27 protein-coding genes are annotated in these 22,949 nt (G+C 53.7%); 7 read left to right on the forward strand and 20 right to left on the reverse strand.

The genetic code is table 11. From position 1 onward, the window contains the following. Positions 1-5: 5 nt before the first annotated feature. From rsfS to BA6348_RS19120, 7 genes are all read right to left on the reverse strand, one after another. A complete protein-coding gene (rsfS, locus tag BA6348_RS19090) occupies positions 6-362 on the reverse strand; it encodes a ribosome silencing factor (protein ID WP_005833170.1) in 357 nt (118 codons plus the stop codon). Next, complete coding sequence (yqeK, locus tag BA6348_RS19095; RefSeq protein ID WP_122952710.1) at positions 362-952, reverse strand: bis(5'-nucleosyl)-tetraphosphatase (symmetrical) YqeK; 591 nt, start codon at positions 950-952, stop codon at positions 362-364. The genes rsfS and yqeK overlap by 1 nt, the downstream gene beginning before the upstream one ends. Then, on the reverse strand, positions 936-1,529 hold the full coding sequence (locus BA6348_RS19100; protein ID WP_005833174.1) for a nicotinate-nucleotide adenylyltransferase: 594 nt from the start codon (positions 1,527-1,529) through the stop codon (positions 936-938). The genes yqeK and BA6348_RS19100 overlap by 17 nt, the downstream gene beginning before the upstream one ends. Positions 1,530-1,542: 13 nt before the next feature. Continuing rightward, a complete protein-coding gene (gene yhbY, locus BA6348_RS19105) occupies positions 1,543-1,833 on the reverse strand; it encodes a ribosome assembly RNA-binding protein YhbY (protein WP_005833176.1) in 291 nt (96 codons plus the stop codon). A 36-nt stretch (positions 1,834-1,869) separates the two neighbouring features. Beyond that, positions 1,870-2,721, reverse strand: a complete 852-nt coding sequence (locus BA6348_RS19110; RefSeq protein ID WP_005833178.1) for a shikimate dehydrogenase — start codon at positions 2,719-2,721, stop codon at positions 1,870-1,872. 83 nt (positions 2,722-2,804) lie between these two features. Further along, positions 2,805-3,926: a ribosome biogenesis GTPase YqeH gene (yqeH, locus tag BA6348_RS19115; RefSeq protein WP_122952709.1), complete on the reverse strand. Its 1,122-nt coding sequence runs from the start codon at positions 3,924-3,926 to the stop codon at positions 2,805-2,807. Further along, positions 3,923-4,447 carry a YqeG family HAD IIIA-type phosphatase gene (locus BA6348_RS19120; protein WP_005833181.1) on the reverse strand — a complete coding sequence of 175 codons (525 nt, stop codon included), beginning with the start codon at positions 4,445-4,447 and terminating at the stop codon, positions 3,923-3,925. Before BA6348_RS19120 ends, yqeH begins: the two co-directional genes overlap by 4 nt. Positions 4,448-4,645: 198 nt before the next feature. On the opposite strand from BA6348_RS19120, the gene BA6348_RS19125 reads away from it, so the two are divergent. The 3 genes from BA6348_RS19125 (at position 4,646) to BA6348_RS26835 (ending at position 6,680) form a co-directional block, all read left to right on the forward strand. Next, the gene (locus BA6348_RS19125) at positions 4,646-5,209 is read left to right on the forward strand and encodes a TetR/AcrR family transcriptional regulator (protein WP_005833183.1); all 564 of its coding nucleotides are present in this window, start codon (positions 4,646-4,648) and stop codon (positions 5,207-5,209) included. Positions 5,210-5,287: 78 nt separating this feature from the next. After that, positions 5,288-6,508, forward strand: a complete 1,221-nt coding sequence (locus BA6348_RS19130; RefSeq protein ID WP_025844918.1) for an MFS transporter — start codon at positions 5,288-5,290, stop codon at positions 6,506-6,508. A gap of 28 nt (positions 6,509-6,536) precedes the next feature. Further along, positions 6,537-6,680 (forward strand): hypothetical protein, encoded by a 144-nt coding sequence (locus BA6348_RS26835; protein WP_165329002.1) that lies wholly within the window; start codon positions 6,537-6,539, stop codon positions 6,678-6,680. Positions 6,681-6,710: 30 nt separating this feature from the next. Here BA6348_RS26835 and BA6348_RS19135 read toward each other — a convergent pair whose 3' ends face one another. The 5 genes from BA6348_RS19135 to BA6348_RS19155 all read right to left on the reverse strand — a co-directional run bounded on the left by BA6348_RS19135 (position 6,711) and on the right by BA6348_RS19155 (position 11,025). Beyond that, entirely contained in the window at positions 6,711-6,908 is a 198-nt protein-coding gene (locus BA6348_RS19135; RefSeq protein ID WP_122952708.1) for a hypothetical protein, read from the reverse strand. 12 nt (positions 6,909-6,920) lie between these two features. Continuing rightward, positions 6,921-7,973 (reverse strand): DNA polymerase IV, encoded by a 1,053-nt coding sequence (locus tag BA6348_RS19140; protein ID WP_005833189.1) that lies wholly within the window; start codon positions 7,971-7,973, stop codon positions 6,921-6,923. Positions 7,974-8,067: 94 nt separating this feature from the next. Then, on the reverse strand, positions 8,068-8,511 hold the full coding sequence (locus BA6348_RS19145; RefSeq protein WP_122952707.1) for a peroxiredoxin: 444 nt from the start codon (positions 8,509-8,511) through the stop codon (positions 8,068-8,070). Between the two features lie 119 nt (positions 8,512-8,630). After that, entirely contained in the window at positions 8,631-9,365 is a 735-nt protein-coding gene (locus BA6348_RS19150) for a gamma-glutamyl-gamma-aminobutyrate hydrolase family protein (RefSeq protein WP_005833193.1), read from the reverse strand. A gap of 34 nt (positions 9,366-9,399) precedes the next feature. Then, positions 9,400-11,025: a peptide ABC transporter substrate-binding protein gene (locus BA6348_RS19155; protein WP_122952706.1), complete on the reverse strand. Its 1,626-nt coding sequence runs from the start codon at positions 11,023-11,025 to the stop codon at positions 9,400-9,402. 108 nt (positions 11,026-11,133) lie between these two features. Here BA6348_RS19155 and BA6348_RS19160 point away from each other — a divergent pair, with 108 nt between their 5' ends. Beyond that, a complete protein-coding gene (locus BA6348_RS19160) occupies positions 11,134-11,946 on the forward strand; it encodes a serine hydrolase (RefSeq protein WP_005833196.1) in 813 nt (270 codons plus the stop codon). Between the two features lie 121 nt (positions 11,947-12,067). On the opposite strand, the gene BA6348_RS19165 is transcribed toward BA6348_RS19160, so the two are convergent. Beyond that, positions 12,068-13,366 (reverse strand): phytoene desaturase family protein, encoded by a 1,299-nt coding sequence (locus BA6348_RS19165; protein WP_005833198.1) that lies wholly within the window; start codon positions 13,364-13,366, stop codon positions 12,068-12,070. A 183-nt stretch (positions 13,367-13,549) separates the two neighbouring features. Here BA6348_RS19165 and BA6348_RS19170 point away from each other — a divergent pair, with 183 nt between their 5' ends. Next, positions 13,550-14,236, forward strand: coding sequence for a M15 family metallopeptidase (locus tag BA6348_RS19170; protein ID WP_122952705.1), 687 nt, complete (start codon positions 13,550-13,552; stop codon positions 14,234-14,236). Positions 14,237-14,313: 77 nt separating this feature from the next. On the opposite strand, the gene BA6348_RS19175 is transcribed toward BA6348_RS19170, so the two are convergent. From BA6348_RS19175 to BA6348_RS19195, 5 genes are all read right to left on the reverse strand, one after another. After that, the gene (locus tag BA6348_RS19175) at positions 14,314-15,444 is read right to left on the reverse strand and encodes a virulence factor (RefSeq protein ID WP_005833200.1); all 1,131 of its coding nucleotides are present in this window, start codon (positions 15,442-15,444) and stop codon (positions 14,314-14,316) included. Positions 15,445-15,556: 112 nt separating this feature from the next. Next, positions 15,557-16,417: a GNAT family N-acetyltransferase gene (locus tag BA6348_RS19180; RefSeq protein ID WP_005833202.1), complete on the reverse strand. Its 861-nt coding sequence runs from the start codon at positions 16,415-16,417 to the stop codon at positions 15,557-15,559. A 286-nt stretch (positions 16,418-16,703) separates the two neighbouring features. After that, on the reverse strand, positions 16,704-17,849 hold the full coding sequence (locus tag BA6348_RS19185) for an IS4 family transposase (protein ID WP_005837477.1): 1,146 nt from the start codon (positions 17,847-17,849) through the stop codon (positions 16,704-16,706). A 233-nt stretch (positions 17,850-18,082) separates the two neighbouring features. Next, the gene (locus tag BA6348_RS19190; protein ID WP_129552218.1) at positions 18,083-18,682 is read right to left on the reverse strand and encodes a hypothetical protein; all 600 of its coding nucleotides are present in this window, start codon (positions 18,680-18,682) and stop codon (positions 18,083-18,085) included. 296 nt (positions 18,683-18,978) lie between these two features. Then, positions 18,979-19,737 (reverse strand): DUF4931 domain-containing protein, encoded by a 759-nt coding sequence (locus BA6348_RS19195; protein ID WP_005833205.1) that lies wholly within the window; start codon positions 19,735-19,737, stop codon positions 18,979-18,981. A 196-nt stretch (positions 19,738-19,933) separates the two neighbouring features. Here BA6348_RS19195 and BA6348_RS19200 point away from each other — a divergent pair, with 196 nt between their 5' ends. After that, complete coding sequence (locus tag BA6348_RS19200) at positions 19,934-20,170, forward strand: hypothetical protein (protein ID WP_007784848.1); 237 nt, start codon at positions 19,934-19,936, stop codon at positions 20,168-20,170. An 88-nt stretch (positions 20,171-20,258) separates the two neighbouring features. Next, complete coding sequence (locus tag BA6348_RS19205; protein ID WP_005833208.1) at positions 20,259-20,621, forward strand: L,D-transpeptidase; 363 nt, start codon at positions 20,259-20,261, stop codon at positions 20,619-20,621. Positions 20,622-20,665: 44 nt separating this feature from the next. Here BA6348_RS19205 and BA6348_RS19210 read toward each other — a convergent pair whose 3' ends face one another. Together BA6348_RS19210 and BA6348_RS19215 are read right to left on the reverse strand one after the other, a co-directional pair. Beyond that, positions 20,666-20,887: a hypothetical protein gene (locus BA6348_RS19210; protein ID WP_005833210.1), complete on the reverse strand. Its 222-nt coding sequence runs from the start codon at positions 20,885-20,887 to the stop codon at positions 20,666-20,668. Positions 20,888-20,995: 108 nt separating this feature from the next. Continuing rightward, positions 20,996-22,912, reverse strand: a complete 1,917-nt coding sequence (locus tag BA6348_RS19215) for an ABC-F family ATP-binding cassette domain-containing protein (protein ID WP_025844931.1) — start codon at positions 22,910-22,912, stop codon at positions 20,996-20,998. Positions 22,913-22,949 lie beyond the last annotated feature (37 nt).

Raw genomic sequence — 22,949 nt, forward strand, 5'->3', positions numbered from 1 at the left:
CGTTTTTACCCTTGCGCAGCGAAGGACACTTCTTCTGCATCCTTCCACAGTCGCTCCAGATTGTAAAACTCGCGATCTTCGCGGTGGAAGACGTGAATCACGATATCGCCGAGGTCGACGAGCACCCAGCGTCCCTCATCCGCGCCTTCAATGCCGCGAACGTCAAAACCGTTTTTGTGGGCTTGATCGCGAATTTCGCGCACGATCGCCTGCACCTGACGCTCGTTGTTTCCGTGGCAGATCATGAAGTAGTCTGCAATCACCGAAAGCTTGCTGATGTCCAGCACCTTCAGATTTTCTGCCTTTTTGTCTTCTGCTGCCTTCACTACCAAGCGAGCCAACTCTTCTACTGTTTTAACCATCAAAGCCCTCCTTCTTTCCCTTTGCGGGATACCAGATCGTTATAAGCGGTAAGCGTCAGCGGATAGACCGTCTTCTGCTTTTCTATCAAAAACTGGATCGTGCCTCCCAAAGCGAGAGCCAGGGCGGCATCAAGGTCTTTCTCGGCCAGCGTGCGAATCTGCTCCACGCCAGGAAAATTCCGGTTCGGTTCTATATAGTCTGCCACACAAACCACTTTTTCTAACAGGGACATCCCGGCTCGCCCGGTCGTATGGTAGCGAACGGCTTGCAAAATATCCGGGTCCGTCACTCCCAGGTCGTTCTGAATGACGATTGCCCCGGCAAAAGCGTGCCACAGCTCTTTTTCCCCTTCCAACAGCTCTGTCGGCATATCGTGGCGAACGAGAATTTCGAACATTTTCTCCACGGGCCAGCATTTGCAGTAGTCGTGCAAAAGTCCGGCAAGCTCGGCTTTGTCAGGGTCAGCGCCGTATCGCTGTGCAAGCTCGCGGGCAGACTGGGCGACCCCCAAAGTATGCTTGTAGCGCTTCTCGTGCATTTGCGCCCGGATGCGCGCAAGCAGTTCCTCCCGATTAGACAAGAGTTTCATAGAATCGGTTCTCCTTTATATAACGCTCCACAGCATCAGGTACCAGATAGCGGATGCTTTTGCCCGCCGCCGCCTTTTCCCGGATTAACGTGGAAGAGATGTCCCAGACCGGCATCTCCACGAAGGTGACGTACTCGCACGCCTCCCGCTCCAGCTCCGTGCCCGGTCGCGCCAGACCTATAAAGCGTACCATGCGGATCAACTGTTGGAACTGGTACCATTTGGGCAAGATTTTTACCATGTCTCCCCCAATAATAAAAGAAAACTGACAATCAGGAAACTGCTGCGTGAGCAGAACCATCGTATCGTACGTGTAAGAGGGGCCTTTTCGGGCCAGTTCGATATCCGTCACGCGAAACGACTCGTGATCGGCTATGGCGAGCTGAACCATTTGCAGGCGATGATGCGCCTCTGTCAGCCCCTCCCTGCTCTTGTGCGGCGGAATGTGCGATGGCATAAACCAGACCTCGTCAAGTCCAGCCTGCTCTCTGGCCTGTTCAGCCGCCAGCAAGTGGCCGCAATGGATGGGATCAAACGTGCCGCCCATGATCCCGACTTTTTTTCGTGCGTCCTTCATGGTGTTCGATCACTTACGGCAGCTTGATCGTCTTGTGCTCCCGGGACTCTTTGTACAAGACAACCGTATGGCCAATCAGTTGCACCAGCTCGGCACCCGCACCTGCTGCCAGTTCTTCTGCTACTTCATGCTTGTCGTCGCTGTTGTTTTGCAAAATCGCGACTTTAATCAGCTCGCGCACTTCCAGCGCTTCCTTGATCTGGGTAATCATATTTTCGTTAACGCCGCCTTTTCCTACCTGGAAAATCGGGGTGAGATGATGAGCTTCTGCGCGCAAAAAGCGCTTTTGCTTGCCGGTCAACATCGGCATGCCTCCTTTAGTTCCTGCAATCATGTTCGATCAGGTTGTTTTCGTCAGTTGCTGCAAGACGACTTCGCGCATGACTTCCGTCGGTGCGTCGGTTCCCGTCCACAGCTCAAAAGCAAGGGCGCCCTGGTTCACAAACATGCCGACGCCGGAGTGAACAGTCGCGCCGATCGCCTGCGCTTCGCGGAGCAGTCTTGTCTCCAGCGGGTTGTAAATCAGGTCGCTGACAATCAGCCCGGAGTGAAGCCAGTCTGCTGGCACCGGGGTGTCCTGCACGTTTGGCAGCATTCCGATGGACGTCGTATTAATCAAAAGCGAAGAGTCCGCGATCGCGTCTTTGCCTTCGCCCTGCTCGACGATTCGCGTCGGAACGATCGTGCCTACATGCTCGGCCAGCACGGCGGCTCTTTCCCGCGAGCGATTGATGATGCGGATTTCCTTTACGCCTTTTTCGGCGAGCGTAAACGCAACGGCACGGGCAGCACCGCCCGCGCCCATCATGGTGACAATTTGCTTGTCCAGCACGATTCCCGTCTCTTCCACAAGGGAGCGGACGTAGCCCATGCCATCTGTATTGTAGCCGATCAGCCTGCCATCTTTGCTCACCACGGTATTGACGGCGCCGATTCGCTTCGCCAGCGGATCAATTTCATCGAGCATCGGCATGATCGCGACCTTGTGCGGGATCGTGACGTTAATCCCGCGAAGGCCCAATGCGCGAATCCCCGCTACCGCGTCCTCCAGCGCTTCCGGTTCGACGTCGAAAGCCGAGTAGGCAAAGTCGAGTCCGGTCTCAGCAAAAGCAGCATTGTGCATCATCGGAGACTGCGAATGGGATACCGGATGTCCAAACAGGCCGACCAACTGTGTTTTGCTTGTAATCATGGAGCTTTTCCTCCCCCGTAGCTTCTCTCTCTAGCATATGGCGCAAAGCAAAAGACGCCATCATGCGCGTCGCTGGCAAAAGGCTAGATCAAACCTCTGCGTATGCCCACGCTTACCCCTTTTGGCGCGTGAACGACGACGTTCGCTTCGTACTTGCCTTGAATCGTCACCCAGCCCAAGCCGGAAATGACGATATCCGTAGGGATTTGCGACTGCTTGACCTTGAACGAATGCTTCACAAACGGCGGCAATGCTTTGGCCGCTTCCTCCCCGGTAGGGGGCACGAGCAATGTGCCGTGATGCTTTTGCAGCACCTCGTCCGCCTTTTCCAGCTTCGTGCGGTGAATGTACAGGTCGTTGTCGACATAGACGACAAACGGCTGCTTCGGTCCGCGTACAAAGTCAATGCGGGCAAGTCCGCCCAGGAACAAGGTTTGCCCATCTTCAAGCTGGTACACCTTGGAGTTGATCCGGCTTTTCGGCGTGATTTTCCTCAGATCGGATGGAGAAATCATGTGCCCGATCTGATCGCGGTTGATAATGCCCGGCGTATCGAAAATGGAGCGTCCGTCTTCCAGCGGGATTTCGATTTTGTCCAGGGTCGTGCCTGGAAACGGCGAGGTCGTAATCGTAAGCTCTGCCGCTCCGTAGTCGTGCAGGATGCGGTTAATCATCGTCGACTTGCCGACATTGGTCACGCCGACGATGTACACATCGCGTCCTTTGCGCAGTTCCCCGATCCGGTTGAGCAACTCGTCGATATGCTGCCCTTTTTGCGCACTGATGAGCACGATGGCTTCCGGGCGCAGGCCGCGTTCCTTCGCTTCGTGCTGCATCCAGTTGCGTACACGGTTCAGGTTGATGTTTCTCGGCAAAAGGTCCACCTTGTTGCCGACGAGCAAAATCGGGTTGTTGCCGACGAAGCGCGGCAAGCCTCTGAGCCAGGAGCCCTGGAAGTCGAAAATATCGACGACCATGACGACCAGAGACTGTGTCGAGCCGATGCCGTCCAAAATTTTCAGGAAGTCGTCATCGCCCATCGCCACTGGCGCGACTTCGTTGTAGTGCTTGATGCGATAGCAGCGCTGGCAGATCACCACTTTGCGGCCCAGCGCCGATTCAGGCGCATAGCCGGGCTTTTTCGCATCCTCGGTCTGAAGCGCAATACCACAGCCGGCACAAGTGCCGATTGTTTGTTCCGTCATGCTTTTCTCCTCCACGAAACCATTCCTTTCCTTTCCATCCAGCTCAAAGCCACGCGCTCCATCTGACGGTTAAAGCGCGTCCAGAAACCGTCCGTCTGGGCCACAGGCACGACCAGGATCGTATGAAACCCCAGCCGATTTCCTCCCAGCACATCGGTAAACAATTGATCGCCGATCACGACCGTCTCGGCAATCGTCACATTCATTTGCCGAACCGCCTGCAAAAAGGCACGGTTTGTCGGCTTTCTCGCCGCACAAATAAAACCGAGATCGAGCGGTGCACAGAAGCGCTGGACGCGCTCCTTGTTGTTGTTGGACACGACCGTGACCTGGATGCCTGCATCGTGCAAGCGACCGAGCCAGCTTATTACTTCCGGGGTAGCTTCTGGCCTGTCCCATTCTACAAGGGTGTTGTCCAAATCTGTAATCACCGCGCGGATTTTATTTCGTTTCAATTGATCTATATCAATGTGATGGATAGACTCCACGAACTGACTGGGCATCAGCTTGTTTAAAAACACGGGGCACCTCCATATGATGTGCAGCCATCAACCGCGATTTCGGCACCTACTATACCATAATCGACCACCCTGTTGCAAAAGAAAAACATTAGCTGCCGCTTGCCGTGGACAACGGCTTTGTGCCATAATGGAAACACTAAGAAAACTACTTTTGTTTATCCGGTTTTCAACCGGTGGTTAGGCAGGGGGTCGATGGCGATGAAAGACCGGATCATGAAAGGTTTTATTGATGAGATCAGAGACAAGGGCATGAAGTTTTCCATGGACGACCTGGCTCGCAGGCTCGGCATCAGCAAGCGGACGCTCTACGAGCACTTTTCCTCGAAGGTGGAGATTCTCGAGGCGATCATCTCCCAAACGTTTGCCGAGGCCGATGAAAAAACAAAGCAAATTCTCGACGACTACAGTCTTTCCCTGATCGAAAAAATCAAAGGCGTCATGATGGTTTTGCCGACACACTACGAGTTTTACGATTTGCGCATTCTCGAACAGATGAAGCGCTACTACCCGGAGCAATGGGCCTTGGTCGACTCCGCGCTCTCGGATGACTGGCAGACGCTGCGCGGACTGATCGAGCAAGGAATCAAGGAAGGGCTGATCGTCAACATGAATGTCACGCTGATGATGAAGCTGATCGTGGACGCGGTCAATTCGACGCTCGACCAGCGTTTCTACATGCAAAACCAGATTACCGTATCGGAAGCTTTGGCCGCGATTGTAGACGTTCTGTTGTACGGACTCGTGCCCGTGGATAAAAGGTGACCCCTTTTATTCCCTTTTTTTGCGAAAACTAATAAAACAAAAATAGTTTTTTGAGTTAGATGGGATGAGGTGTTGATGATGTCTTTTTTCACGCAAATGACAAAGCCGCAACGTACCGGTTTGCTTTTTGTGATTCTGATTTTGTTTATCGACATGCTGCTTTACAGCCTGTTGATCCCGATCGTTCCTTATTTTTCCGAAACGCTGCAGCCTTCCTCGACGATGATGGGCGTCCTGTTCAGCAGCTATGCGGTCGCGATGTTGCTCGCCACGCCGATCTTCGGGCCGATCTCTGACCGCTTGGGCAGACGGACAGTGCTGCTCGTCGGCTTGGTCGGGCTTGCCGCTTCGACGCTGCTATTCGCTTTTTCCGAAACGATGGCCTTGCTGATTTCAGCCCGCTTCGTGCAAGGGATTGCGGCGGCTGCGACGTGGCCGACGGCGCTCGCCCTGCTCGCCGACCTGTTCCCGCCGAAAATGCGCGGAGCGGTCATGGGCACCGCGCTGACGGCCATCTCTACAGGCACCTTGCTCGGCGCGCCGATTGGCGGCTGGCTGTTTGAAATTAGCGATCACCGGACGCCGTTTCTCGCGGCTGCGGCCTTTACGGTCATCAACATCGTCTTGGTGTATTTGTTCCTCAAGGAAGAAACGGCGCGCACAGCGAGCGAAAAGCTTTTGGTCGGCAAATTTTTGCGCAATCCGCAAGTCGTCTTCATCGCCGGGATCGTCCTGCTCGCGGAAGTGTCGCTCTGCCTGCTGGAGCCGACACTGCCCGTCTTTTTGACGCAGAAGCTCAGCATTACGCCGACCGTGATCGGACTGTTGTTTGGCGCGATGACGCTGGCATACGGATTGATTGCCCCCGTGGCAGGCTCGCTGTCCGGCCGGTTTAACCCGTACAAACTGATGTTTGCCGGAGTCGTTGCACTCGCTGTCTTCATGCCTTTCCTGGTCTGGGCCGACTCGCTGTGGCAAGCCGGAATCGCGATGGCGCTAGTCGGCGCGAGCGTCGGCTTCACGCTGTCCCCTACTCTCCCGACACTCGGGGGGATCATCGACCAAGGGGGAAGCGGCGCTTACGGAACAGCCTACTCGCTGTTCAACATGTTCCACGGAATCGGCATGGTTGCGGGCCCACTGGCTGGCGGGATTTTGACGGATCTCTTGCCTGTGTCCTCGGCTCTCCTCGTCGTCGCGGCAGCGGTGCTCGGCTTTGGCATCTTGCTGTTCATCCAGTTGAAAGCGAGCAAGGCGGTGCGGTATTCCGCACAAAAAGGCGAGATGCACACGCCTTGAGGGGTTGCGATCAAAGCAGGCGACGGTGATGATTTGGCGGCGGTTGGCGGGAGGGGGCGGAAAGCGGCTGGCTCACCAGGCAAACAAAAACGGCTGCGCCCGCGACCGCTCGATGCAGCTCGTCAGACACAACCACCTGACCCAAGCAAACACACCCCCGCTGTCACGCTGAGCCGTGGCATGCGGGGGTGTTGCCATTTCTTTATTCACTCCGGGATTGCTGCTGCCTCGTCTCCATCAGCCGCCTGACCCGCTCCGTCGGGGTCCAGCATTGGAAGCGATAGTCTGGCCGCGTCTCGCAGGTGAGGCGCGAACAGCGGTAGGTCACGACGCCTGGCGCTTTTTCCACGCGAAAATGAATACAGGTCGCACAGCAATGAAACGCATTGTCCGCCTCCATCCCTGCCCCTCCCTATCTCCCGAGCTTCCACGGAAACAGCGAAAGCTGCTCGTAGCGCTCTTTTTGCGGTTCGGCAAAATTGGAAAAGCCAACGCCCACCAGTCTGACACCTTGCGAGTAATCAAACGCATCGAGCAAATCGTCCAGCAGCTCCTGCCAGTTGGCCCCGGCGACTGCCTTGTGCTGCTTCGTTCTTTGCGTAAAATCGGCGTACTTGATCTTGAGCGTGATCGTTTGCGGCTCGACCCCTTCCTGGCGCACGTCCTCCTCGACCTCCCGCAACAGGGAAAGGGCAATCGGCGCGATGGACTCGCGGTCGTACAAATCAAACGACAGCGTCGTCTCCCGGCTGGTCGATTTCGGCGCGCGGTCCATCACGATCTCGCGGCTGTCTTCTCCCCTGGCCCGGTCATACAGGGAACGGCCGAACTTGCCGAATAGCTGCACAACCTCATCCAGCGAAAGCTGCCAAAAGTCCTCCACTGTCTTGATGCCTTTTCTTTCGAGCAGCTCCTGCGACTTTTTGCCGACACCGTGAAGCGTCCCGATCGGCAACGGGCGCAGTACGTCCAATGCCTGCTCGGGCCGGATGATGACAAAGGCGTCAGGCTTTTTCAAATCGCTGGCGATCTTGGCGAGCGACATATTATAAGAAAGCCCGATGCTACACGTAAGTCCCGTCTCCTGTTTGATCCGTCTCTTCAGCTCGCGGGCAACCGGCACGGCATTTTCGTAGTCGGACACATCCAGGTACGCCTCGTCGAGACCGACTGTTTGGTAGCGTGTTGTATAGGAAGTAAAAATTTCTCTGACTTCTGCGGATTTTTCGACATAGCGGCTGTAGCGGACGGGCAGGTACACCCCTTGCGGACATTTTTTCCGCGCCAGCGCAACGGGCATGGCAGAGCGCACCCCGTATTTGCGCGCCTCGTAGCTGCACGTCGAGACGACTCCGCGGTTGGCAGTGCCGCCTACGATCACAGGCTTGCCGCGCAATTCTGGCCGATCCAGTTGCTCTACACTGGCGAAAAAAGCGTCGATATCCAGATGAAGGATTTTTTTCATGACGGATAACCACCAAACATACATTCTCATTTGTATTATCCCTGTTTTGCTCCTTCGACGCAAGCGGTGGATCGCTCCCAGAGTCGCTCCGCGCTTACTGCCCGTGCGCTTCGAGCACTGCCAGCAGCTCGGATACGGGCGGATTGCCTTTTTTCGCGTACACGATCGTCCCGTCCCTGCCGATGATGTAGACGATGCGCTGCTGGAAAAACAGGCCGAGAATTTTCCCTACATCATATGCTTCGCGAATCTTTTGACCTTCGTCTGCGATCAGCGGAAAATCGTAATGGAACTTTTCCGCAAACGACTGCTTTTTGCCCAACTCGCCCGGATTGACGCCAAAGACAGCCGTGTTTTTCTGCTGCAATCTCGCGTAGTTGTCCTGAAGCGCGCACAACTGCTTGGTGCACACAGGCGTGTCGTCCCCCGGGTAAAAAACGAGGACGACCGTCTGCTTGCCGACGTACTCTCCCAGGTCAACCGGACCTTTTGTGCTGTCTGCCGTAAAGACAGGGGCTCTTGCTCCCACTTTCAACATCGCTCTCACCTCTTGGGACCAGTATAACATCGGTTTGGGCGGGGCTTACATGGCTACGAGCACCCGCATGAAAAAAACCGCCCTGCTGGCAGCAGGACGGCTGTCTGTTCACCTGTCGATTATTTCGCTTGCAGCTTCTGCTGCTTTACCCGGGCAATAAATGCCTCGGCGATTTTCAACATCTGGCTGTCGTGCGACCACATCCGCTCTGGATGCCACTGCACGCCGATAGATAGCCCGTCGAGGCTCTCGATTGCCTCAATCACTCCGTCAGCCGCGCATGCTGTCATCTGGAAGCCTGGCGCTACGTCTTTGACAGCCTGGTGGTGCGAGGTGTTTACCAGCACCTCCTGCTGCCCGAGAGCGTCCGCCAAAAAGCCGGGCTTGAGCGTGACCTTGTGTGCGCCGTATTGGCGGGAACCTTTTTGCGCATGCTGGAAGGCTCCCGGAACCTGGCTTGGAATGTCCTGAATGAGTGTGCCGCCACACGCTACATTCAAAATCTGCATTCCCCGGCAAATGCCCAAGATCGGCTTTTTCAGCTCCAATGCCAGCTTAATCACAGCCAGTTCGGCCAAATCCCGCTCGTATTCGATGTTTCCAAGCCCTTGCAGCGGCTCTTCCCCGTACAGATGCGGGGCAGGATCGTCGCCGCCAGTCAGGATCAGCCCGTCCAGCGATTCGATCATCTCCCGGAACGGCGCTTCCTGTACAGTCAGCAGCGGCAGGATGAGCGGAATGCCGCCTGCGCGGGCCACTCCGTCCACGTAGCCGGACCCGACATAGAAAAACTGGTCGAGGTGGTTATTCGGGAAATACATTTTCGTACACGCGACACCAATAATCGGACGCACGCCAAGTCACTCCCTTATGGCTACCTTAGTCTGTTTACTTGACATTCGATGCGTATTTGAAGTCGATGAACCCGAGGGCGTCCACGACGACGTCTTTTACACTGTCCTGCTTCACCCAGGCATACGTGAAGTAGTAGATCGGCAGCGCCGGCATTTCGTCCATGACGATGGCGTCCGCCTTTTTCAAGATTTCCTTGCGTTTTGCCGGGTCGCCTTCTTTGGCAGACTGTGCGAGCAGGTCGAGGAACTCTTTGTTTTCCCACTTCGACGTGTTCAAACCGCCCTTGAACACTTCGAGGAAGTTGATCGGATCGTTGAAGTCGCCAATCCAGCTTGCGCGGCCAATGGTGAAGTTACCTTCCTTCATTTGCTCGCGGTGCACCTTGTTTTCCTTGTTCACCAGCTTGACTTCGATGCCGAACGCTTTGCGCCATTGGTCCTGGATCACCGTCGCAATGCGCTGGTTCACCTCTGTCGTATTGTAGGAGATAGTCAGCTCAGGCAGCTCGGTCAAGCCCGCTTCCTTCATGCCTTCTGCCAGCAGCTTTTTCGCTGTCTCCACGTCGCCGTCCTTGATGTAGCCATCCGGGTTGAGCGCCATGGTCGGCGGGAGGATTCCGGTCGCTGGCGTGCTCTTGAACGGCACGACGCTTTCGGAAATTTCCTTGCGGTTGACGGCTGTGGCAAACGCTTGGCGAATTTTTTTGTTGTCAAACGGCTTTTGCGTCGTATTGAAGATGTACCAGTACGTGCCTGCCGTCGCTTGCGTCTGCATTTTTCCGGAATCTTTCAAGGCATCCAGGGCATCAAGCGGCAGGTCGCCCAGCGGAGAGCCGGCCCAGTCCAGATCGCCTTTTTCGAACATGGACAGCTCGGTGTTCGGGTCTTCAATCATGTTGATGGTCAGCGCGGACAAATGAACCGCGTCTTTATCCCAGTAGGAGTCGTTTTTGGCAAATTCGATTACCGATTTGTGCTCCCACTTTTTCAGGACGAACGGGCCGTTGCCGATGTACGTCTCCGGCTTGGCTGCCCAGTCCTTGTTCCCCTCCACCACTTTTTTATTGACCGGGAAATAAGTGACCGATGCCACCAGCTCCGGGAAGAACGGCGCCGGGTTTTCCAGCGTCACGACCAGCGTTTTGTCGTCAGTCGCCTTGACGCCGACATCCTCTGCCTTCGCCTTCTTGGCGTTGAACGCTTCCCCGTTTTTGAGATAGTACAACTGGTACGCATATCCGGAGGCTGTCTCGGGATCGAGCACCCGTTTCCACGCGTATTCAAAATCGTGGGCAGTTACCGGATCGCCGTTGGACCATCTGGTATCGCGCAGGTGAAACGTGTAAGTCAAGCCATCAGCGGATACTTCGTACTTTTCGGCGACCGCCTCTTTCAGCTCGCCCTTTTCATTCAGGCGCAAAAGGCCATCGAATGCTGCACGGGCCACAGACATGGAAGGGATATCTTCCGCCAGTCCAGGGTCAATCGAGTTCGGCTCGCCTGTGTTCAGGTTGACCTGCATCGTTTGGGGCGCTCTCGTCTGCTCCTGTTGCGCACCTTGCGGATTTTCCGTGGTGCCGGCTTGCGGCGCTCCACAGCCAGCAAACACCAGACTGGTCAGCAAAACGGCGCAAAATGATAGATTCTTCAACTTTTTCACAACAAAACCCCCATCTGTGGAATAATTCTTCTTGATTGTTAGGAGCATGACTAAATAATATTATCTTGAGAAAATTTTGTCTACACGAATAAAAAGGAGATGGGTCTTATGCTATCCGGTCTTTTTGCCCCTGTTTCAGAGCTGCTCGAAGCGGCTGGCGGCGAATGGGGAGTCTATCTGGAAGATTTACAGACAAACGAAAAGCTCGCCATCAACGAAAATCAGCGCTTCTACGCCGCGAGCGTCATCAAGGTGCCGATCATGGCCGCTGTGTTCGCCGAAGCCTACGCCGGCAAGCTCGCACTGGGAGACAAGCTCAAGCTGCGCCAGGAGGACCTCGTGGGCGGAGCAGGCGTCTTGCAGCACATGACGCCCGGGACGGAGTTCACCGTGTACGACCTCGTCACCTTGATGATTATCCAGAGCGACAACACCGCCACCAACATGATGATTGACCTCGTCGGGGCAGACAGCATTCGCAGCATCATGCGCAAAACCGGAATGGAAAACAGCTCCTTTTACAACAAGCTGATGGTCGTGCCAGCCGAGCTGGAAGGCTACAACGAGATTACGGCCGCAGACATCGCAAGCCACCTCCGCTACCTGGCGACGGGAAAAGTCATCTCCTACGACAGTTGCCTGAAAATGATCGCGATCTTAAAGCAGCAGCAGCATCGCGACCGCTTCCCGTTTCTTTTGCCCGATCCGGACGGCGAGATCATCGGGATGGTGCCGAAGTGGGAGTTTGCGAACAAGACAGGCTCGGTCACGAAAATCACGCATGATGTCGGAATTTTCTATACAGGACCGCACGCGATCAGCGTCTCCCTGCTCAACAAGGGCCTGGCCCAAAAGGATGCCGCCAGCGTCATGGCGCGCATCGGCCGCCTGCTGTACGATACGTACGGCCCGAAAGCATAAGCATCCTGTACACCGCTCGCCCGTTTTGCCGGGCGGGCTTTTTTTGGCTGGCGGTTGTGCCGTCCACGCGAAAAAACGGGTCTTCCTCTTCTTTGACGAAAAGGAATGACCCGCTCGCTTTTTACTTATCTTTTTCCAAAATCAGATTGGACACTTGCCATGCGCTGGAGAAAGACAGCTCGGAAAGCTGGCCTTGCCCTTCGCACCAGTCCCCTGCAAAGAACAGGTTGCGGTAGTCCGGGAAGAAGGTAGGCATTGGCTTTTGGTTCATCGTCCATTTGATTTCCTGGACAACGGCACGGGCAGATACGCGCGGTACAACCAGTTGCTCGCGCCAGCCCGGGAAGTGCTTGTCGTACAGATTTTCGATCTCCTGCTTGCGAATCTCCGCCGCTTCCTTGTTGCCTACGTCAGCCTGGCGCATGTAGGCTGTCGCCTGCAAAAGCTGTCCGCCCTCCGGCACGCAAGTACGGTCGTAGTAGGAGATGTCTGTGATGAAAATATTGTTTTGCTTGTCGTAGATGTAGGAGAACGGCACATCAATCCGCTCTTTCAGACCGATATCGTAAACCATGACGACTGTCGGCTCGTATTCTGCGTGCTGGGCAACCGCGTGCTCCAGGCGTGTTTCTGCGAATACTTTTACCAATTCTTTCGGCGGAATACAGCAGACGAACTCATCAGCCGTAAACTCGCCCTCCGGCGTCACCACTCCAACCACGCGATCATTTTCTACGAGAAACTTCTCTACTTTGTTCTTGAGCATGATCGTGCCCTGGTTTGCCTCGATTACGCGAACGAACTCGTTAATCAGCGCCTGCCAACCGCCGCCGATGTACGCAACAGGCTTGTTCGTCGTGAACAGGCGGCTGTAGTACGTGAAGAACACATCAGACGGAATTTTTTCCGGTTCACGCGTAAAGAAGTTGGAGGAGGCGAGCGTCAGCATCATGTCTTGCACGTCTTCGCTGACTTGCTTTTTCTCCATCCACTTCTGAATCGACATGTGCGGATGGCCCTTCTCCATTTTGAGCATCGTTTTCAAAATTTCAAACGTAAATAATACCTTGTCCATCCCTTTTAACAGCTTGGTTTGGAAAAGTCCTTGCACGTTGGAAGGAACGGCAGTCAAATCGCTCCCGATATCGTACTTTGCTTTTGTTGGATTGAAGTCTTGCCAGTCAATGTTGAGTCCGAGTTCTTTTTCAAACGTTCTCAAAACGGAGCTGTCGCGAGCATAAATGGCGTGCGCACCGAAGTTGAAGTTGAAGCCTTTGATCTTCAGTGTAACGGCACGTCCACCCAATTGTCCGCGCTCCAAAACCAAAACCTTTTTGCCTTTCGACGACAGGTAGGCGGCACTGGAAAGACCAGCCAGTCCGGCACCTACAATAACAACGTCATAGTGATTGGTTGTCATACACAATCTCCCCTACGCACTAGCGATGTTGATTACATGAGCTAAACCCTACAATAGAATAAGGGATGGATAAGGTGGAAGTCAACTATTATTGAACTGTGTCTATTTTTATACTGTCCGATACCATTTTTTACCTAGCATACGTGTGCTATGATGGGGAAAAAGGCAAAGGGGATGCCCGAAATGGACTGGAAGATCCCGATTCCTCCCGCGCAAAAAGAGGCAGGTTCGCGTCCTGCCATCCGCGAAAACAACGAGCCGCTCGTTTCTCTCATGCAGTATGCCCCACAGCTTGAGGTATATCCAGCCTACTACCACGAAGGGCTTGCTTGCGCTATGGCGGACTGTCTCGTCCGAAGCTCGGTCGCAGACAGGCTGCTGCAAGCCGCAAAGCTGCTCCCCGCCAGTCTGCGGCTCGTCGTGCTGGACGGCTATCGCCCGCTTCAGGTGCAGCAAGCTTTGTACGACCGCTTCAAGCAGCAGCTTCTTGCCCAAGGCTGGACCGAGAGCGAGGAACTGTACGCCGAGCTGCACCGCTTTGTCGCCCGCCCTACTGCCGATCCGGCAAAACCGCCGCGCCATCTGACCGGAGGGGCTGTCGACCTGACGATTGCCGGCCCTGACGGCTGGCTTGTGATGGGGACCGCTTTTGACGACTTTTCAGAGCGCGCCTGTACCCGCTATTTCGAAACGCTCGCCGACATGTCCGATGCGGACCGGGAAGCACAGGCGAACCGCCGCCTGCTCTACCACGTCATGACTCGCGCCGGGTTTACCAACTACGCAGACGAATGGTGGCATTTTGACTACGGCAACCAGGCGTGGGCGGCCTGCACCGGAAGCGCCTGTGCCATATACGGCGGCGTGTAGCCCGGTTCTTTTTCCACGCCAAACAAAAAGAAGCCCTATCGCGGCCACCCCTCAAAAGGAAGCCGCGATAGAGCAGGCTAGTCGTTGCGTCTTGTCATCTGCTGCCAGACCGTACCGCTGGCTGCTTCCCCGCTCTCGATCCGCTGCACGGCCATTTGCACCTGCAAGCTGACTTCGAACTCAGGGTCGTTCTGGGCCGCACGCAAGGCGTCCAGCGCCGTTTCGTCGCCCACTTCGAACAGGTAGCGGGCCGCACGCCAGCGCACCAGCTTGTTCCGGTCTTTGAGCGCCTCGCACATCGGCCCAATCGCCCGCGGATCGCCCAGATCGGACAGCGTATCGCCTGCCGTGCGTCTCACGGACACGGAATCGTCGCGAAGCGCTTCGAACAACAGCGGGAACACTTCGTCGCCTCCGACCATCCCCAGGTAAACGACAGCGAGCCTGCGAATGGACGGCTTCGGATCGCGCAGCGCTTTTGCCAGAACAGGCAAGTCTTCCTCTGTCGGTTCCATGCGGTCCAGCGCTTCATAGCGTTTTTGCCAGTCCGGATCGTCGAGCATGCCCGGGGTGACGACCTTTTTCTCGCGCTCGACCACCTGCGGCGTCTCGCCCGGCCCGAGCAGCATCGCCTGCTGGACGAGCTCCTCCACGCGGCTCTGCGGATACGTCGCGTCGATCTCCTGCGCTACCTCCTCGCCGATTTCGCGCAAGTCGCCGTAACGGACACCGTGCTCGACCCATTTGCGCTCCATAATCAGGTTCGGGGAAGCAGACCCGGCCTGCACGGCAGCCTGTCCGAAACGCTCAGGCAAGGCGGCGCGAATCTGCTCCGTCCCCATCGTCACCTTGACCTGCATCGGGACGCCGCGAAACATCTGGATGAACACCTGCGCCTCCCCGTAAGCTCCCGCTTGCTCCGCAGAGACGACCGGAATCGCCGTTCCTTTTCCCGCCTGCAAAACTTCCCGCGCCTCCGTCAAAATGCGCTGCCAGTCGGCATTCGACTTCCGCTCCAGAGCCAGGAAGTCCGCCGTATGAAAAATCGACGTCACCCCGTCAATGGCCAGCAGCTCCCGCATCAGCTCCGGCGCTTTCTGCGCTTCTGCTTTTGTATAAACATGTTGCACGCCACCTGGCAGAGTCTCGTCCACGTTCAGCTTCATCACGTTGGGACTCGGCGTCGGTTCGATGGACAACAGTTTCATGCTTTCGTCACTCCTTTTTCCGCAATGCTACCTCCCTCCTATGGTAGCACGGAAGCGGCTTCGTTTGCCAACCTGCGGGTGCGGCAAAAGCAGTTTGCGGCTGGAAGCAGACCTAGAGCTTCAGCCTGTAGTAATCGTTGGCCGACTGCACGACAAAGCCGCACGACTCGTACAGCCCGAGCGCCCGGCTGTTTTCACAGGCGACCTCAAGGGAAATCTCTGCGAAGCCTTCAGCTTCGAGCAGCGCAATCGTCTGCGCCAGTGCCTGGCGGCCGTAGCCTTTGCCCTGTTCGTCGGGGTGGACGCAAAAGCCGTAGATGAACGCCTGCATGCCATTTTTGCTTACGCTGATTTTGCCGACCGCCCGTTCCTCTGCCAGCACCAGATACGTACTGGTACGAGGATCGTTCGCCATCTTCTCGTTCATCTCCCGTACCTGCGCTTCCTCCATCTGAAAACCGCGTACATCGAGCTGAATCAACGTCTCTTCATCCGCTGCGGTAGCAGGCCGCAGCCGCACAGCGTGACTCAAGGCTTCTCGTCCAGATTTTCCTAAATCCATCCAGTATTCCGAATACTCGTATGAGGCGCCGATTCGCTTCTGATAAGCGGCCCCTGCCTGCGATTTTTGCTGGACGATAAACAGCAGGGCCGGAATGCCCCGCTTGCGGCACTCTGCTTTAGCCCTGTGCTGCAGTCCGGTAAAAATCCCTTTTCTCCGGTGATCCGGATGGACCATGCCGCTGACCTCCGCCTCTTTGGCGTGGAACACATACAGGCCAAGATATCCGACCAGCTTGTTGTCCGCGTAACAGAGAAAGTCCTCTGTGTGCTCGCCCGAACGCTGTTCCAGCATGTTCGGGTTTATTTTCAAAGCAATGCCGTCATGCCCGTTGCAGATCACAGCCAGTTGGTTGACTTCCTCAAGCTGTGCTGCTGTCAGCGATTTGATTGCCACGATCTCGTATCCCATGCGACTCTCCCCCTTTTTTGAAGTCTTACCTCATCTCATCTTGTTAACTAGGTAATTAGATAAATCACGACTGAAATTATTATACATGGCAAGCCAAAAAAGAAAAATATTTTAGCCGTTTCTTTTCACTAGCGTTGCATAAAAAATGCGTTCGTAATTTGTCAAAGTATTCTGAATGACATTTTCAGCTACACAACCAAAAACGGCAGCAACCAAGCAAAAGGTAGCCACTGTCCATTTGGTAGTTTTATACATTTATTACAATCGTGATAACAGCAACCAATACCTAATTCCTTTTCTGTCGCCCTCTGGATGTTCGTTTGGACTGGTAATTCATTCTACCTATCCATTGTTCGAACGTTTGCCAAAGAAACACTTTTAGCCATCTCCTGATCTGCAACAAGCTGTGCTGACTGTTTTGTTCCAGTTTGACAAGGAGCAACAGGCAGTAGGCAATGAGTGCGAGTAATACTTGGTTTCGTACCGCATTTTCACTCGTTCCATAGAAGTTCTTGATCTTTACATGCTGCTTTATCCACTTGAAAAACAGCTCAATTTGCCAACGCCAACGATAGATGTCGCTGAGTTCTTCTGCTTCCAGGTCGAACCGATTCGTAATGATTCGAATGAGATTTCCCTTCGAATCAAGCGTTTCAATGAGTCGCAGCACGTTATCTACCCGCTTTTGAGGCGTTCCAAGAAGGATCATGGAATCCGATAAAACGGAGCTTTCCAAGGGGATTTTGAATTCATAAAGATGACGGATTTCGGCGTTATCTTTTAGACGAGAAGCGAAAAAGATGCCTTTGTCCGTGTATTCATCAAATTTTTCATAATCCACATACCCTCGATCAAAGACGTACATCATACCGATCTCATCAATCAACGATTCCATTTGAGTGCGGTCATTGGACTTGGCACCCGTGATGGTTATTTTTTCAGGATACACATCCCCCTGGTCGGCAAAGACGAGACGAAGATGAAGTTTGATGCCAGCCTTGGTTTTACGGAAAGTTGCCCATTTGTACTTCTGCAAACACAGCCCAATCGTTGTAGAATCAATGATTTTCATGTCTTTTCGAAGGGAATACGTGTTGCCCGAGTGTCTCTGAATTTGCCCTACAAGGTCAACAAATATTTCTTCAAGCAAAGCTGGATCTACTCGATTGTTTTTGCGACTAAGCTGAGCGGGACTAATCGACGACAGTCCTAACTCTCGCTGGAATTTCTTTGATAAAACATCATCTGCAATGGCTCGGAGTCCTTCTCGTTGCTGAAGTTGAGCATGCAAAAACAGGAGTAGATATGCTTTGGTCGTTAACTTTTTCACGTACTTGTCCTGATCCGTTTCGTCTATCCGTTGTTGAAATTTCACAATATTAATGGGTGAAATGTATTTACCAAATGAAGAAAATAGGGTATTCTTGTCCATGGTCTATCCTTTGCGTTGGATTTGGACAGGAACTACCTGACCTTTCCAGTGTAAAGGATTTTTTTATGCCTGAGAACACTTGAACGCTGAAAGTTATGATGATTTTGAATGGTATGAAAAGATTAATGCAACGCTAGTGATTCAGCACCAAAGGTAAAATTCTCTACATTTAAACATTTTGTTTGTGGATCAACATTGAGTAGTAAGACTAAAACTGTGTTTAATCCAAGTACTTATGGATTAAGTTTTACAGTCCCTGTTGACCAGAAAATACCTCTTAATGAGCTTTCTAAATTGGCACCAGCAATAACTTTTAGATGACTGCTTGTTTCCCAATGGTTCCAGTTATAGGAACTATTAGGCTGTAGGTATTCAAAATGAATACCAGCTCCGTAATTTTTGTATCTTACTGACTGTGAAGAGTTGAAGGCCCCAAACCAGTGTTCGATGACATCAATACCATCCGAACCTGGGGAAATAACAATATTTGTTGGTTGTACATAATCAGACTGACAAGACGTCCCTGAACCATAATAACAAGTATAGCCATAGTACCTAAGGTAGTTTCTATTTTGTTTATGCAGCACCCTTGCATGCTGATCGGCTCCACCATTACCTCTATATAAAACATTGACTAATTCACGCGAACTCAAGTCGGCAGTATTTCGTACCTCGTATTGAAGTATTTTGTGATCCACACTCAAAGATGAAGTTAGAGGAGTATTGTTAGCATAGTATTTTTTCAGCGTACCTTCTGAACCTGCGACCAGATTAAGATCGGTTGCAGCGTAAACAGCAACAGCAAAAATAGATACCGATAGTAGCATCGTCAATGAAACTATAAACTTCCTCAGCCTAAATAACCTCTCCTTTTTTGTAATATATATCCAATTTCACACATCTTCTATTCATTACAAAAGGGAGCATAGAACCATTATAATAGGTAAAAAAGTCACATAATTGGAAACTTTCAGGGAAAACTATCCATTCACTCGATAAGAAATAAAATCAAACTCTTTCGTCGCGAGCTACTCGTTACGACAAACTAGCAAAGTCATTCTTGTTGTTGATATACGACCGCTATTTTCTTGACTCAATAATGCTTTTCCAGCCACGCCCTAGTCTTTTGTCAAAAATAATGCCTTCTCATCTCCTCCACCATTTCCTCCAGATTGTTCGCTACTTGCGGAATCGAATAGCCGACGTACAGCGGGGAAGTCACGAAGCGCGGCACCGCCTTGGCGATCAGCTTTTCTTTCCATTGATAAAAGAAGAAGTTGTAGCTCTGGTTGCGCGGGTTGACGTGGTGAAGAATCCAGTGCGCCAAAATTTGCAAATAATCAGCCATTTTGGGCAGCCGATCCAGGTCGGACAAAATGACGTTGTACTCAAAAAAGCCCGCGCGCGGATGCGTCGAGAGCGAACACTCCACCCCTGACTCCCGGTCGATGGTGATGCCGTGAAAGTCGCTGTCCCTGAGTTGCGCGCGATAGTCGTAACCCGTCAGCCCGACGATCTGCATGTGCGGGTGGCGAATGCTCCCGCCGGAATACAGCCCGTGGTTTTTGAAAAAGAGCACAGAGCGAAAAGAGCCGCTTCGCTCCATCTCCAGCCACTTTTCCACGCCAAAGGAAAGCAGGGCGTGCACGTGCTCCCGGGAGTAGGAGGACCAGTCGCCGTTGCACTCATCCGATTCAATCAAGACGGTCTGATACGTATCCTGCAGGACGGGAAATTTGTTCATCAGCCAGATCATGGAACCGCGCTGCTCCAGCACATCTGTCAAGCTGCCGCGATCGCAGAACGGACACGCTGTTTCCCTGTTGATTACGCTCTCCGGCTTTTTTCTGCCGATGTGCATGTTAAAGTGCAAGTGTGTCTGCGCCATCCAAAGTGTCCCTCCAATTTCTGGATACCTCCACTTTACACCGATTCGCGCGGAAAATCATGACGTATTTTCGCTCCCGCCATCAACTAGCCACAAATTGGCCTATTTTTCCATTTTTTGCGCGCTCGTTTCTTTTTTTACCCCAAATGGGTTGCATATAATGGGAGCAGCGATAACCGGAAAGGTGTTGGATGCGATGGAAAAATCATTCTATTACCCGGTGAGCTGGAGTGAAGCCCACCGCTACAAGGCACTGCTCGATCAAGAGGGAGTGCCTTACGAAATCCAGTCTCCGCTCGATCTGCCCATTTTGGAAGAAGGCAAGCTCGCGATTGTCTTCCCTTCCATCCCGCTTCGGCTGTACGCGTGGGTACGTACCTTGTTTTATCGCGACGGCCTGCGCTATCCCGATACGTTTTCTTCCTTCAGGTAAAAGAGCGTGTCCCAAGTACCCCTCCCTCCCTTTCACATAAGATAGGAATAGCAATGTCGCGAGCGGCTGCAAAAAGGGAGGTGAGGGAATGCCTGCATACAACATTCGCATTTCGATCGCGAAGCTCAGGCTCGATCTGTACGACGGAAACAAGCTCGTTCGCTCCTACCCGGTTGCGCTGGGCAAAATCGCCACGGCGACACCGCGCGGAGACTTCACCATCATCAACAAGGTGCCCTATCCGAACTCATACCCCGGAGGCCCGCTCAGCGTCTTCGGGACGTACTGGCTGGGACTCAGCAAGCCACATTACGGCATACACGGAACGAACAACCCGTCCTCCATCGGAAAATACGTCTCGCACGGCTGCATTCGCATGTACAACCAGGACGTCAACGCCTTGGCGAAGCTCGTCCCCATCGGCACCCCCGTGCGCATCCGGCAGCAGTGACGACACGCAAAGACCCGCCTCTTTTTGCAAAAGGCGGGTCTTTTTCACATGCAATGCTTATTCTTTTTGGCGACCGTCTGCTGGTCTTCCGTCTCCAAATATACGAGAAATCTTCGGGCTTGCTTGTACATGATCGACAGCGTCAATTCCCTGATCTTGTTCATGATCGCTTCTTTGTCCTTCGGATGGACTTCGCAAGCGAGCCTTTCTTCTTGCAACGCTAGGTAAGACATCACCCATTCCGGGTCCAACTTATAAGCAGGCAACGACAGCGACTCCTCTACTCTAGTGATCTTCTCTAGTCTACAGGAGATCGGCGTCGCTTTCCCAGCCTCAATAACTGGCTAAGCACACAGAGATTGGCACGCTGCCAATTACTTCCCCTGCTCCAGTTCCTCGACCAGCGCAGACAGCTCCGCCCAACGCTCCACGGCCGCTTCCAACTCGGCTGTCACCTGCTGCTCCTCGGCAAACAGCTTTTCTACCTTGCCGTAGTCGCTGCCCGCCCCGGCAATTTCTTTTTTCAGCAGCGCGAGGCGTTCTTCCAGCGAAGCGATTTTGCCTTCGATCGTATCCCAATCCTTCTGATCTTTATAGGAGAGCTTTTTCGTGCGGTTGTTGCCGCGAGTCGCCTGACTGCCCGGCTGCTTCTCGGCTGGCTGCTGCTGCGCCCCGGCAGAGGCTGCCGCGTTCTCTCTCCGCTTTTCTTCCAGATATTCGGAATAGTTGCCTGTAAAGTGGCGAATCTGCCCGTTGCCCTCAAAGGCGAACAGATGGTCAACCGTGCGATCGAGAAAATAGCGATCGTGGGAAACGGTAATGACCGCTCCGGGAAACTGCTCCAAGTAGTCTTCCAAAATGCTCAACGTCTGGATGTCGAGATCGTTGGTCGGCTCATCCAAAAACAGCACGTTCGGCTCGCCCATCAACGTCCGCAGCAAGTACAGCCTGCGCCGCTCGCCGCCGGACAGCTTGGATATCGGCGTCCACTGCATCGACGGGGAAAACAGAAAGCGCTCCAGCATTTGCGAAGCCGTAATCGCCTCTCCGTTGCTCGTCGTAATCACTTCTGCCGCTTCCTTGACGTACTCGATCACTCGCAGCTTTTCGTCCATCTCCACGCTGTCCTGCGTGTAGTAGGCGATTTTCACCGTCGTGCCGACGTCAATCGTTCCGCTGTCAGGCTGGATGCGGCCCGCAAGCATGTTTAAGAGCGTCGATTTGCCGCTGCCGTTTGGACCGATAATCCCGACGCGATCTCCTGGCAACACGATATAGCTGAAGTCGTCGACCAGCTTTTTATCCCCGTACGCTTTTTCGATGTGCTCGATCTCGATGACCTTTTTGCCCAGGCGGCTTGCGCCCAGCGCCATTTCCAGCTTCGCCGCCGGACCGTCCACCGTCCGATCGCGCAACTCCTCTACCCGCTGGACGCGCGCTTTTTGCTTGGTCGTCCGCGCTTTGGCCCCCCGGCGCAGCCAGGCCAGCTCGCGGCGCAGCAAATTTTGCCGCTTGTCCTCTGCCGCCGCCTCGTTTTCTTCGCGCTCGGCTTTTTTCTCCAAAAACGTCGCGTAGTTGCCTTCGTAGCTGTACAGCTTGCCGCGATCCAGCTCGAACGTGCGGTTCGTCACGCGATCGAGGAAATAGCGATCGTGCGTGACGAGCAGCAAGGCGCCTTTGTAGCGGGACAAGTATTCCTCCAGCCACTCAACCGTCTCGTTGTCGATATGGTTCGTCGGCTCGTCGAGAATCAGCAAATCGGCTGGCTGGATCAGCGCTCTTGCCATCGCTACCCGCTTGCGCTGGCCGCCAGACAGCTCTTTTACTTTTTGCGAAAAGTTGGACAGACCGAGCTTGGTCAAAATCATTTTCGCCTGGGTATTGCTCTCCCACGCATCGGCCGCATCCATCCGGCTTTGGACGGCAAACAGCCGCGCCTGCTTTTTCTCGTCTTCCGGGTCTTGCTGCACCGCTTCCAGCGCTACCTCGTATTCCCGCAGCAACTGGATGAGCGGGGACTCTCCGTAAAAAACTTGCGCAAGCACCGTAGATTCTTCATCGAAGCTCGGATTTTGCGGCAAATATTCCACGTGAAAATGGTTCGCATGAACGATTTTTCCGCTATCGGGCGTATCTTGTCCCGCCATGATCCGCAGCAGAGATGATTTTCCTGTGCCGTTGACTCCGATCAGGCCGATCCGCTGCTGCTCTGCGATATGAAAGGAGATGTTATCGAACAAAACTTTCTCTCCGTAGCTTTTGGAGAGGTTTTCTACTGAAATAATCTGCATGGTCGTCGTCACCTGTACTTTTCGATTTGCCGTCCTC

It is taken from the genome of Brevibacillus agri (assembly GCF_004117055.1).
In the GTDB taxonomy this organism is placed as follows: Bacteria; Bacillota; Bacilli; order Brevibacillales; family Brevibacillaceae; genus Brevibacillus; species Brevibacillus agri.